This window comes from Paenibacillus periandrae, from assembly GCF_022458865.1.
Lineage (GTDB): Bacteria > Bacillota > Bacilli > Paenibacillales > NBRC-103111 > Paenibacillus_S > Paenibacillus_S periandrae.
Window position 1 is genome coordinate 201,633 of the sequence record NZ_JAJNMU010000014.1, and the last position, 13,204, is coordinate 214,836.

Consider the following 13,204-nt stretch of genomic DNA (forward strand, 5'->3'; position numbering starts at 1 on the left):
CGAACAGCTGAAACTTCATCTTAGATTAGTCGATCAGTTTGCTTGCTTTTAGCTGTTCACGCATTTTTTTAACCGCATCAGCGGCAGGCATTTCACCAAGAATCGCTTTAAATGAATTTTCGTTAATAATTTTTTCGGCATCGGCCCATTTGGCTGGTGTCAGCTCAAGCGTTGCATATTTCACAACCAGCTCCTGAGCTTCCTTCACCCCTGGCAGCAGACCGAAAGGAGGTTGAACTTTTTTGTTGTACCAGAAAGGGACCCCATGGTCCATTGCATGCTCTTTACCTGCTTTAGTAAGCTCGTATTTGCCGCCGCTCTCCGTATAATCGTTGTCTTTAATGCCCAGGCTTCCGAGCATAATGCCGTCTTTGGAATGCCACCATTCTATAAATTCAAAAGCTGTTTTCGGATGCTCCGCATTGACCGGTATCACCCATACGTCCGGATCGCCGCGACGAATCATATGCTTGCCGCTTGCATCGGCTGCGCCAGGAAGTCCTTTGGCTTCAAATGTCGTTGCAGCATCCTGCTCTTTTCTCGTATTGTTGAGCATCCCTACCCATGCGTCCCAATAAGTGATCATGCCTACACGGTCGGTCAGAAATAAATTACGCATTTTACCGGTATCGTTGGTCGCAAAGTTAGGATCCAATATGCCTTCTTTATAAAGCTTGTTCAGCCACTCATAAATCGGGATAGCTGCATCCGTCGAGTACGGCACATCCAACTTGCCGTCCTTCTCCACATAACGCTGCTTCAAGCCCGCTGCGCTGAAAATACCTTGCAGCTCATACATACCCGCTGTGCTTAAACCATAGGTGTCCTTTTTACCGTTGCCGTCCGGGTCCTGCTCGGTAAATGCTTTTAACACCTTGTAGTAGTCATCCAATGTTTTGGGTTCCTGCAAATTCAGCTTTTTTAACCAGTCATTACGCACAATCGGCATCGTTCCGCCTTGAAACTTCGTGAACACACCATAAATCTTGCCGTCTTTCGTTTTGATCTGATCCCATTCACCCGCAGGCAATACCTCCGGATCGGACAATACTTTGGAAGCCTTCACTTGATCCGTAAGAGGCGTCACAATACCTTGCTCGATAAACAGGTTCATTTTTTCTTTACTGATCTGAAGCAGGTCGAACTTCTCGCCGGATGCGATGGCTGCCAGCAGCTTCTGGTCATAATCGGATGCCGGCTTATCCAGCTTCGCTTTAATACCGGTCAACCGTTCAATTTCTTTTTCGAACAATGTGTTCTCTTCAGGAGTTTTACCGCCAATAACGCCTGACATGATACGAAGAGTTTTTTCTTCTTTTTTGTCATTTCCTTTTGGCGTGTTCGCACCTGAATTGCCTGTTGACGGTGCTGCAGTGTTGTTATCGGTACAACCTGCCAATAGGGTGCCCACCAGTGCAATTGCCATCGTTAAGCTCATAACTTTCGATTTGGTTATCATCATATACCTCCCAGATTATATAAAACCTTTACACAACCTTAATAAAGCGTTTACATTTATAACCCGCCTATTGGCGGCTTATTTCAGTAATCTGCACGATTCGCGAATGACCAATTTGGCTTCAATGATCTTTTGCTCGACGATATCCACATCTTTCATTTTCTCGACTAAAATTTTGGCTGCTTCCGTACCCAGCATTTCTGCGGATAATTCAACCGAGGTTAACGCAGGCGTCATTTCCTGTGCCAGAGTAGCATCATTGCTTAAGGCTATGAGCGAAAGCTCGCCGGGTATATCGATGCCAAGCTCTCTTGCAGCTCTCATGACACCTAGTGCTACGCGGTCCGTATCCGTTATGATGGCGGTAAATCGATTAGGCTCATAGATGTTCTTAAGTGAAACATACCCATATTCAGTTGGATTGGCGTGCTGCCTTCTCGAATAGTTCATAACGTGCACTTGATCATAGGAATGACCGCTTTGCTTGAAAGCTTCTGCCAAACCATTTTCGCGGTCAATAGCAACCGTCATATCTGCACTGGCATTAAGAAATAAAATAGCTGTGTGCCCGAGGTTAATTAAATATTGACCTACCTGCAGGCTCAAGTGTCGGTTATCATTGTCGACATAACTGATTTGCTCTTCAATCGGATCAGGACGGCCGATCAATACTAACGGGATACCCATTTGATTGTACCTTTCAATACGGGGGTCCTGTTTTCTCGGGTTCAGCATAATGACACCATCCACGGGATCGATGGAAAATTGGGTTGGATCATCATGTTCAGGAAGTGTATCTAATAAAAGTCTGTAGCCCTGCTTGGAAAACTCTCTTATAACACCATTGATCATCTGAATCTCGAAACCCGACATTACGCTATCTTTGGAAATCGGCATTTTCAAGCCTGCTATCATCGTTTTCTTAATAGCCAGACTTCGCGCTACATGGCTCGGGTAATACCCTAAGTCCTTGGCAACCTCCAGAACCCGTTCAGTTACAGGACGGCTGATAGGTCTTTTTTTGCTGAATACACTGGATACCGTTCCCTTGGAAACACCCGCAGCTTTGGCTACGTCATCGATGGTTGCCATTTGATCCCCCCCTTTAACGATTGTTAAGAAATCATTAAACCGGTTTAATGATTTCCCCAATAAAAACCGATTCATTAAACCGGTTTAACTTTGATCATGTCATTATTATACAAAGCGTTTTGTTAACTTTCAACCTCTTTTTGTAAAATATAAGTAAATATTTAATGAACCCAAGGCTTGGAGCCCGATGAAATGACCGTAAAGATCAGCTTCATCGGACTTCAAGCAAGGAATGTGATAGGATTTATGGGTTCGAACCCGCCTGTACCCGATTAGCGAGCATCAGCAGATCCTGTCCCTTCAAGGCCCCTTCGATCAACTCAGGCAGACGGTCAGGAGAGCAACCAAAGCAGGGAATCCCAAACTGGGATAGCTTTTTGGCTACCGTTTCGTCGTAGGAAGGTGTACCTTCATCGGATAAAGCGAGCAAACAAATTGTTTTCACACCAGCCTGCTGCAAATCGTCCAATCTGCGCAATAGCTCTGAACGGTTGCCGCCCTCATATAAATCCGTTACGAGAATGAACAAAGTCTTCTTCGGCTCCGTTATGAATTGCTCGCAGTAGGCAACCGATTTGTTAATGTCCGTGCCTCCGCCAAGCTGTATACCGAACAGCATATCCACCGGGTCTTCCGCACACTGCTCACTAAGATCGACAACCTCGGTATCAAAGGCGACCACACACGTATCAAGTGCCGGCATACTGGCAAAGATCGAACCAATAATTGAAGCATAGATTACCGAATTGGCCATTGATCCGCTTTGATCGATATCCAGGATAACGGTCCATTCCTTGCTTTTGCGAGCGCGATCGAAAAAGTAAACCTTCTGCGGAATAAGCAGCTTCCGTTCCTGATCGTAGTGCTTCAGGTTAGCTCTGATCGTACGATTCCAATCAAGACCTGTAAAGGATGGCAGCGGCGAATGCTGCCTCCGGTTGAGTGCCCCAGTGACGGCACGCTGCATGTTCGACGAGAGCCGTTTCACAATTTCCTCGACTACAGCTCTAACCAGCTGTCTGGCCGTTTCCTTCGTTTTCTCGGGTATCCTGCCTTTGAGCGCCATCAAGGTCGCCACCATTTGAATATCCGGTTTCACCTGTGACAACAGCTCAGGCTCGAACAATAGCTGTGTTAATCCCTTGCGCTCTATCGCATCTGCTTGAATAACAGATACCACGTCCTGCGGAAAAAAAGAACGAATATCTCCCAGCCATTTGGCGAGCTTCGGCGAGGAAGGGCCCAGCCCGGCCGACCTTGATTTGCCCGAACTACCCGCATCTTGGCCCGATGCATCCACTGTGTCATCGTAGATGGCAGCCAATGCCTCATCCATCAACACATCATCTCCGTCGAGCAGCCTGCCGGAGCCACCGCCGCATGCCTTCAGCTTCTCCTCTGAGGCCGCGCCCAGAACCAATCTCCAACGTTTTACCTGTTCCTGATTGATGGCTGTCATAGTTTACAAATCCCCGAAATCAAAGTCGTTAAGCTCATCGAGTTTCCCCTTTTCTTCCTCACTGAGCGGCTGCTGCAGCATTTCACCTGTCTGGCCTGCATCGACTCCCCAGATATCACCCATCATCTCGGCAATCGCTGCCTTTTCCCTCGGCTCAAACGATCCAAAGGCTCTCCGTAAAAAAACGAGCGAACGGTGAAATTGCTCCTCCTCCAGTGATTCCATATAAGCGTCCAGCTGCTTCCACAACGATAAACGAGAGAGCAGTGCATAGCGGTTGCGCATGGACAAGCCTTCAAACCAGCCAGCTCCGAGATCCGCAGGGATGCCGGGCGAAAGCCGTCTTGATACCTCCTGAGCGCTTTGCTCCTCGGAAATCTCGTTGCGCTCCAGCAGGATGGCAAAAGCAAATCCGGAGCATTTGGCATTCCGGTCATCACGCGAGGACAGCTCATGCAGTCTGTTCAGCCAAAGCCTGTCATCGACAATTTCATAATGCTCCTGAGCGATACCATGCAGCGTCTGAATGGCGGTCACGATGGCTTTGGCAGCATCATCATTACAATTTGCGGCATCTACGAGCTGCAGCGCCCCGCGCAAAAACAGCTGCTGCAGCAAAGGAATTAAGGAGCTGGTCTCAATCCTGCGTAGTGATCCATATTGGATCAAGACCGACAGCTCATAAGCAGCTGCAGCAATTTGATTTAAATTACCCACATCGACAGCAAGCTGCTGCAGGGTAGCCCTGGCTTGCTCCATCAGCTTCGGCAAACCGCAGTCGCATGCAATCCGAATGAGACGTGATGCTTCGGTAATATCGTCGCATGACTCCAGTCTTTCATTGATCACAAAGGCTGCCGCCAGCTCTATCGTCTCACCCTTTAAGGTTGACTCCACGGTTTGGATTTCGGCTTCTGGCGTCCATTGCAAAATCCAATGCTCAGCCCATGAAGCTGCATCCTGATGAACCCGCTGCTTGCGCGCGAAGTTGATGCCAAGCAGCTCCAGCCGATGAAGGAGAACAGACCTCGATAGATCGATAAAAGCGGCATCCTCCGACTTCACCCGGCGATTTTCTCTTAGGTCAAGCTGCAGCGTGCTCGCTACTGTCGATTTGTATTTCTCCAGCTTCAGCCGCTTCAGCTCACGATTCATATCATCCTGAATCGGTGTCTGGCTGACGCCTTCCGGCAAGCTGCCGATTGCTGTCCCCACATCGGTTCTGGCTAATGCCTCCGCTATCGGTGACAGCTCTCCGTATCCGAGACAAACAACTGCCGCGTCGCGTAAATCCTTCCAGGTTGGCTGACTGCCTCCCTGCAGCGATACAAGTGCTTCGGCCAATCGCACCGCTTCAATAATCGCTGCAGTCGAGCGATAGGTGCCCTGCTCGCGAAGAGCGGCGGCTACATGGGAAAAATATAAGGAGGGCAGCTGACTCAAATCACCCTTTTGCAGGCATTGCCAAAATAAAGTGAAGTAAGCTGGAGCCTGATTCCCGGCTCCGTATCCCGAATGTGTGGACAGCTTATAGAAAGAATAAGGCATCAATGTAAGCTTGGTTGAAGCTTTGGGTAAGCTCCCCAACTGCTTGTCATTCATGACAGGAAGTCTCAGATCAAGAGCCGAAGCATGGTGCGCGCCTGTAACGACCACTACCCGCTCCGGCGAATGTCCTGCCTCCAGCAGATCGCGGATTCGACGCCTCATATACGCTTCACGAATCTCATTGTAGGCAGTCTCTGCGGCGTCGTGCTCCCGTTCATCCTGCTCGGACAAGGCACGCAACTGGTATGAAAACTCGTAGATGGAGCGCTGATAAGCATCCTTCTGCGTGTTGTGCTCAAAATGACGCTCCCAGTAAGCATCGTAATCGGGCTCACCCGCAAGCTCGGCTATGCGCCCATAACGCTCATGCTGCTGGCGCAAATAAGCCTGCAGCGCGTTTTCCCGGGGACTGTCTACTGCTTGCTGTTCTCCATGCTGTTGAACATCCTGAGACTGTGCTTGTGACCGACTATCCTGCTCATCCTGAACGTCTGGCACGGCCTTGCGCTGGCTCCGCCGCTGCTCATACAGCGCCAGCGCCGTGTTCGACGGCAGATCGATGAATTCGGTATGCACACCATGACGGTTGGCCCATACGAAAGCCTGATATTCCGGCGAATATTCAGCCAGCGGGTAGAGCAGCGTCCGTACCGGAAGCTGGTCCGTATAGGCGAGTATGGCAATCGGCGGTACGACACCACGGGAGGTCAGCTGCTGAATAAGGCCGCTTGCATCACTCGGCCCTTCGACCAGAATGGCAGTCGGCTTGACCTTATCAAGGAAAGACAACAAATGATGGGCACCGGCAGGGGATAAATGCCGAATCCCGAATACGTGAAAGCCATTATCCAGTTCTTCTCCCACGGGAGAGCCGTTGTGAGCCGCGCTGCTATTCAATTGTTCATCTCCGAGCAAGCGTTGTACAGACTTCTCCATGATGATCCCCGCTTCTTCATCACATTTTCCAAATATTCCTTCCAGACCAGACTGTCCTTCTCTTCATCCTTTACAATCGCACCCTGCAGTCCTGCCGCGACATCTTCATCCGTAATCGTACCGTTCCCGAAGCTGGCTGCCAGCGCCATACTTCCCGTCAGCAAGGAGATCGCCTCCGCTGTGGAAATGACTCCGCTTGGGGGTTTGAGCTTGCTCTTGCTGTCAAGCGTCATTCCGCTTCTTAATTCACGGAAAATTGTCACGACTTTACGTACCGCTTCATCGTCCGGAGGGGAAGCGTTCAGCTCGTAATTCGCGGAGATTTCGCCGACACGTTTACGGACAATGCCTACCTCGGTTTCAATATCCGACGGTGCCGGGAGCACAATAATATTAAATCGCCGTTTCAAGGCTGCCGACATTTCATTAACGCCACGATCCCTGGTGTTCGCTGTCGCAATCACCGAAAATCCGCGTGCCGCCGACAACTCCCGATCAAGCTCGGGAATTGACAATGTTTTTTCAGATAAAATCGATATTAAAGCATCCTGAACCTCTGAGGCACAGCGTGAAATTTCTTCAAATCGCGTAATGCCGCCACTCTCCATCGCTCGGAAAATCGGGCTTTTGATCAACGCCTGATCGGATGGTCCCTGCGCCAGCAGCATCGCATAGTTCCATGAGTAGCGGATATGCTCCTCGCTTGTACCCGCTGTTCCTTGAATGACCTTGGAGGAGTCTCCATGGATCGCAGTGGTCAAGTTCTCGGAAAGCCATGACTTGGCTGTTCCCGGCTCGCCAATCAGCATCAGCGCCCGGTCGGTCAGCAGTGTGGCAATGGCCATTTCTACCAGACGGCGGTTCCCGATATATTTGGGCGTGATATCCACGCCGCCTGCGGTACCTCCAGTAATGAACGTCAGCACGGATTTCGGAGAAAGCTTCCAGCCTGAAGGCAAGGCATCCTTATCCGCTTGCTTCAAAGCCTCAAGCTCGTGTTCGTATAACCGCTCAGCTGGGAGCCTTAAGACATCTTGTTTTTGATCCATCCCCATAATCCCTTTCCCTTCTCGGTAACCGATTCATTTGCTGCTAATTCTTCCGGCTTCGCTGCTACAGACTCAGCAATTTCAAGTATCTGATTTTTGATGTTCTCATACGTAAGCGCCTCAGCGAACTTCTGCAGCCTGTCAGCATAGGAACGCGGCAGCAGATTCAGAAGCGCACGCTGCTCGGTGTCTAAATAATACAAATTTTTGACCGATTCCTTCTCCAAAATGCCCATTAACAGCTCCGGCGCTTCTTTGTAACCAATTCGGAATAATGCCAGCAGCAGCGAGGAGGTACGATGGGTCCGAAAGCTTGGTTTCAATTGAGCCTTTCTGGACATATAAGCGGCAATTTGTGGGTTCGGACGATCTGCAAGGCACCATACCAGCTCTTCCTCATCAATTTCCACAAATACATCAATCCATTTCGGATCAAGCTTGGATGCAGACTCGCCTGCTGCAAACGATGTGGCATTAAAGTCCTCATCATCCCAGCCTGCTGCCAGCAATTGCTTGGACAACGAAGGTGTGACCCGATGTATCGCGCCTAATAGCTGCTTGGCAGCCACCTTTTTAGGATTTGACAATACCGGTGCAAACCGCTTATACACCTCTTCAGGCGAAAGTGTTTTATAGGCTGCACGGAAGCTGTGGGCAATAAAGGTGCCGTTATACGCGTCCTGTAGGCTGATTGCAAATTCGTAGGCTTCCGGTGTATGCATCCACAATAGCTGATTAGCGGCCTGCTGCTGGATTTCTTCTGTTTCTGGAATGATAAAGTCGGACGTGGAAAGCAGCTTCTTCAGGAATGCCAGCACTTCTTCCGGCTGCTTCTCATCCAACGCCTGCACATCGGCAAGCAGCTGCTTAATCGCTTCTTCTCTTTCCTTATTCACAGCGGCATTCGCAGCCCCGACCTTTCCCTGTCCGCTAACGATAAGCTGCAAATTTTCCTCGGCATTGGCAATAATCTTGCTTGTCAGCGTTGCTGCGCGGCATTGTGATACAGGCTCTGCGGCAAGCTCGCGATCCTTGGACGAGGTTAAAGCCTGATACAGACGATCGACTGCCCTCTCCGTTCCGAGCTTTGCCAGGCCGGCAAATGCTGCGCTGCGAATCTCCTTTTTCTTATCATCGGCTTGCTCCAGAATATAGCTTTCCTGTTCCGAATAATTGCCGAGCAGCTCTATTGCAGCTGAACGGACGTCCAGAGAGCCCTCCTGTGCAGCCTGAAGATAGAGGTCCATACCGGAAGCATCCAGCAAACGATGCAGCAGCTTGAGCCGACGCCCATCCGATTTGCCTCCCTGTGGATTGTATTGCTCCCGAAGCGCTGGAAGTGCATCCGCACCATAAGCCGGAATGACCTTCTCATAGACGAATTCAGCAATCTCCGAGTAACCATCATCCAGTGCAGCTACCACAATCGGGATGATTCGGAAATCCTGCAGGCATCCATCCTCAAAAGACAGACGGAGCTGCTCCATTCTTCCCTGGCCCTTGGATGTTAGTGCCTCGACAGCCGGATGAAGCTTGCGGTGAGGAATTGTGGTTGAACATGCGATATTCGTTCCCTCAACCTGTACGCTCTCTGCCATACCGCCAGCAGGCTCTGTTGTTCCCTGTGTATACAAAATCGAATTCACCAGTATGCTGAGGTCTAGCAGCTTGACGGCAGCCTGCTCGGCTTTTTGCGGCTCTATTACCTGCGCCAGCGACTGGGCCACCCTATTGAAAACAGGCGCGGCTTCGCCTAGCTTTTGCAGCTGGGGCAATATTTTCGTCAAACGAAGGTCGCCTTCTGCCAGCCCGCTGCCGGCAATAAACAAACGTCGTATCTCTTGCTGCAAATCGGATAAAATAGCTATGCTCATCACATGATCTCCTAACCTTCTCAGTTATCCTTATGACCTAATCTGATCCATCAATACAGCAATTGAATAATTTCATCAGGTGTCACAATGCTTATCGGTTGGGCCTGCAAGCGGTTGGTTTGCATATCGTGACCGAAAAGGACAAGCATGGCCTGATTATGTACAACTTGTCTATTCAACAGAGGAATTAGCGGCGTGGTGGCACGATCTGCAAAGGCGACATCTGCGAGCATGATCGATTTCCCTTGTCCATCCACGATGACATATCCGTCATCCACCCGCCTAATTTCGGTATAAGACAGCAGCAGGGCCGGATGTTTATCCGATAATGGATTTTTAATCTGATTTTTCACCAGCTTAATTGCTTCTGGAAACGATTTGTGAGTTGCAGTTGCAATTTGGACATAGTCCCCCTTCACCACATCCCGCAGCGCGGCTTCCTCGAAGCGTACCCTCGCATTAATCTCACCCGGATACATGAACAGCTCCTGAGGCATGACCACCTGATAGACAGAGTCCTCCTCCCGCATATGCTTGGCTGCCCGAAAAGGCCGATAGGAACGCGTCACATCGATCCGTCCCGAACACAGGTCAACCCAATAGCCTTCATCGACAAATTCACTGCGAGCCTGGTCCGTATAGGACAAGAATGCCAATTGAACCAGCTCCGCGCCAGACCGCGCACGTCCGTGCTCCCGCAGCTCGGCAAGCTGCCAGGCATGACCGATCCGTTCCTCCAGCGTCGTTTCGATGTCGATTGGGGTGTCCGGGTTATCAAGTCGGGCAGTTAAATAATCGCGGCTTTTTTTGACTAACGTATGTAAGATTCCCAGGTGTTCAACGATGGCGGAATACATCGATTCTTTATCCTTCAAGTCATTAGCAGAGCCTATCTCAAGCAGCAGCTCGCGAAAAGCAATTTGCAAGCCTGGTATGTAATAATTGCCCAATTGCTTCGATTGATCCTCTAAGGTTTTCAATGTTTTTTTATCCAGACTGCCAAGTCCCGCCTGCGTCAGCTGATGAATCAGCTTTTCCAATAACGAGATACCTTCGAGCTGTGCAGCTATTTTTTTAAGTAAAGCCGCTTGGTTGGTCTTTTTCTTCTTGGGAGAGACTTCGCCTTGTGGCTCATTCTTTTTTTCCTCCCGCTTCTCTTCGCGTTTCTCCGCCTTCTCTCGTTTTTCAACAATATCAGCGGGAATATCAGCAGTCACAAAAGAATCACCCTGTGCATATGCGTACATCAGTCCAAGTATATGCTTGCAAGGAAATTGCCGGCTTGGGCAGGAGCAGCGAAACACCGGGTCCTCCGGCTTCACCCAATCTACCGAGCAGCGATACGGCTCCTTGCCGCTCCCCTTGCATTCGCCAAATATAAGCGATTCGTCAACCGATTTACCCAGCATCGGAAAGCTTTTCTTCTTGGCCAGATCGCGGCCATTTTTCATAGCGCTGGCGTTAATCGCCAATGAATCGACATAAGCTTCGGTAATTGAGATCATCGTTGTTCCTTTCATGTACAAGAGTATGACGATAGTTTTTGAGATAAGGCACTAAATGATTTCTACATTTTCCTTAAGTTTCCTTTATTTTTACCCGTTCAACAAAAAAACGAACCCCTGAAAAGAAAGTTCGTTTTGTATGGATCAGCATTATTTTTGCTGTGTATCGGTATGGTTCGCACCTTTTTTCTCCGGTGTAATTCTCGCTGGCCTTGATACCCAATTCGTACGATTCATCGGTTTAATCTGATCAACCCGGGATACTTCTTGAACAACAGCTTGTTCAGTCGCAGCAGACTCTTCTTGAGGCGGGGCGATACTGCTTTTGTTAGCTGCCGCGATAGCCTTGCTGCTCTTTCCTGCTGGCGGTCCGCCTCCCCCGTTGCGTTTCCCCTTATTCCATACTCTTCCCTTGCTCATCTCACCACTCCATTATTTATCGATCTTAATCATACCTGTAGTATAAGGAATATCCGCTAGCAAATCCATTCTTATCTGACATTCCTTAGACCTCTCTAGTGAATAATCGTAATAATCCCGATCCCCAGCACAGCTACGATCAGCAGATGCCAGCCATTATAACGAAGTCCAACCTGAAGCCCGGAAAGGCCCGTAAGGCGGCTAACCATCAAATTTAGCGGATTCACAGGGCTTAACACCGATGAAATCGACCAAGCAAGCATCAGCAGCATAGCCAATATGGGATTTGTGGTACCCAGCTGTTCGGCGTTCATTTGTGTAACCAGCGCAGTGACAATCACCATCGGATGAATGCCGATAAAAGTGACGGCAACTATGGTTACGACCACACAAACAGCAAATAGCATAAATGATTGATTTGCAAGCGTAGTGAGAGCCCAACCAATGCCGCTGCCGAGGTCGGTGCCCTGCATCGCTCGTCCCAAAAGGCCTGCACTTGTATACAGCACAATTTCATTATTCATGAGGGGTACGGACTGATCCCTGAAATCGATCCAATGCGGGATTAACCGGCTCCAGCCCTTTGTGATCAGCCCCCACCCGAGCGGAAAAGCAATCGCAAGCAAGCTGACGATCACCAGCATCGACCAATGCGTCAACGCTTCCAATACAAATGTGGTCGTCATCAAAACAACGATAATGATTCCCAATTGCAGCAGCTTGGTGCGGTACCCTTTCACGATGTCCTCTGTGAATTCCGTGTCTTCAGATTCCATATTCAGAGGATGTCGGCTTTGTGAAATTGCAAACAGAATATTGCCTATAAGTAGAAACAGCAGCGCCAACCCGATCCCGTAAGCCATATAACCTGTGACTGGAATTTGCAAATAATAGAGCACCAATCCGACAGCCGCATAATAAGGCGACCACAGCATCGTCGTCGAGAAGCCAACCAGATAGCTTTTGGCTAACAAGGCCGGAGGGAGCTTCAGATCCTTAAGCAGCTCGTCCACCATACGAACCGAGCCCAGATTCAGAATCGGGCCTAATATAAATAAGACGCTCGTAATTCCTGAAAACAGACTGCGCGGATGATGCCTTAGGCCCTGCAAGAACAAATGAATCGCGCTAAAATATCCACCCAGCTTCAAGGGCAAGGACAGCAGCGGTACCAAAATGACTAACGTCAACAGCGGGAGATTCATCGAGATGCCATCACTGATCCCTTGAAATCCGGTGCCTTTCCCCCATTCCAGGGTAACGCCTACAATGAGCATGACGATACCATACCAACGTGCTGTAGGGTTCGCCTTCGTGGCACTTCCCGCAAAAGCGATCAGTGTCATCACAATAATAACAGGCTCCAGCCAATGAAGGCGGGCAAAATATTGAATCAGAAACAAACCACACATTCCCAAAATCAAATAACTTCGCACGTACAATTTCTCCTTTGTTAAACATCTGTCAATTAGTATGATATATTAATAGTTAATCATATCACAGCTAGGGAGCGATTCGTTTGGAAATTACAGCAGAAGAAGTAGCTGAATGGATGTTGAAGGAAGTACGATTTGCCGGAATTTTATATCAAGCACAAGCCGTTGCCTATATTAGTGAAAACTTTGGTGAATCCTTTATTTATGTGAATGACAATGGCAATCCGTCCATATCCAAGGAAGTCAAAAAGATTTTCAAAAAACTGCACAAGGGTCGTGTAGCCTGGGATCGGGATGGCTTTTTTTGGGGCTGGACCTAGAAGTCCGGTGAATAAGTCTCGCTGCGCGGCCAAATATCCTTCCGATCGCTGTTGAAATCGTGAAATTGGATGAGATTAAGCGGATTTTTCACGATTTCAAAGGCGA

The 13,204-nt window shown here is 49.2% G+C and carries 10 protein-coding genes; 1 reads left to right on the forward strand and 9 read right to left on the reverse strand.

The genetic code is table 11. The features are described from left to right. Window positions 1-25 precede the first annotated feature (25 nt). From LRL21_RS23890 to LRL21_RS23930, 9 genes are all read right to left on the reverse strand, one after another. The gene (locus tag LRL21_RS23890) at window positions 26-1,462 is read right to left on the reverse strand and encodes an extracellular solute-binding protein (protein WP_240418305.1); all 1,437 of its coding nucleotides are present in this window, start codon (window positions 1,460-1,462) and stop codon (window positions 26-28) included. Between the two features lie 75 nt (window positions 1,463-1,537). Continuing rightward, window positions 1,538-2,551, reverse strand: coding sequence for a LacI family DNA-binding transcriptional regulator (locus tag LRL21_RS23895; protein ID WP_240418306.1), 1,014 nt, complete (start codon window positions 2,549-2,551; stop codon window positions 1,538-1,540). A gap of 244 nt (window positions 2,552-2,795) precedes the next feature. Further along, window positions 2,796-4,010 carry a VWA domain-containing protein gene (locus LRL21_RS23900; RefSeq protein ID WP_240418307.1) on the reverse strand — a complete coding sequence of 405 codons (1,215 nt, stop codon included), beginning with the start codon at window positions 4,008-4,010 and terminating at the stop codon, window positions 2,796-2,798. Window positions 4,011-4,013: 3 nt separating this feature from the next. After that, on the reverse strand, window positions 4,014-6,494 hold the full coding sequence (locus tag LRL21_RS23905; protein WP_240418308.1) for a DUF5682 family protein: 2,481 nt from the start codon (window positions 6,492-6,494) through the stop codon (window positions 4,014-4,016). After that, a complete protein-coding gene (locus tag LRL21_RS23910) occupies window positions 6,452-7,543 on the reverse strand; it encodes an ATP-binding protein (protein WP_240418309.1) in 1,092 nt (363 codons plus the stop codon). The genes LRL21_RS23905 and LRL21_RS23910 overlap by 43 nt, the downstream gene beginning before the upstream one ends. Then, window positions 7,519-9,417, reverse strand: a complete 1,899-nt coding sequence (locus tag LRL21_RS23915) for a HEAT repeat domain-containing protein (RefSeq protein WP_240418310.1) — start codon at window positions 9,415-9,417, stop codon at window positions 7,519-7,521. Before LRL21_RS23915 ends, LRL21_RS23910 begins: the two co-directional genes overlap by 25 nt. A 50-nt stretch (window positions 9,418-9,467) precedes the next feature. Continuing rightward, window positions 9,468-10,937, reverse strand: coding sequence for an SWIM zinc finger family protein (locus LRL21_RS23920; protein WP_240418311.1), 1,470 nt, complete (start codon window positions 10,935-10,937; stop codon window positions 9,468-9,470). Between the two features lie 135 nt (window positions 10,938-11,072). Beyond that, complete coding sequence (locus LRL21_RS23925; RefSeq protein WP_240418312.1) at window positions 11,073-11,342, reverse strand: hypothetical protein; 270 nt, start codon at window positions 11,340-11,342, stop codon at window positions 11,073-11,075. Window positions 11,343-11,437: 95 nt separating this feature from the next. Further along, window positions 11,438-12,778, reverse strand: coding sequence for a hypothetical protein (locus LRL21_RS23930; protein WP_240418313.1), 1,341 nt, complete (start codon window positions 12,776-12,778; stop codon window positions 11,438-11,440). 83 nt (window positions 12,779-12,861) lie between these two features. Between LRL21_RS23930 and LRL21_RS23935 the strand changes: the two genes are divergently transcribed. Then, on the forward strand, window positions 12,862-13,098 hold the full coding sequence (locus tag LRL21_RS23935) for a DUF6953 family protein (RefSeq protein WP_240418314.1): 237 nt from the start codon (window positions 12,862-12,864) through the stop codon (window positions 13,096-13,098). Window positions 13,099-13,204 lie beyond the last annotated feature (106 nt).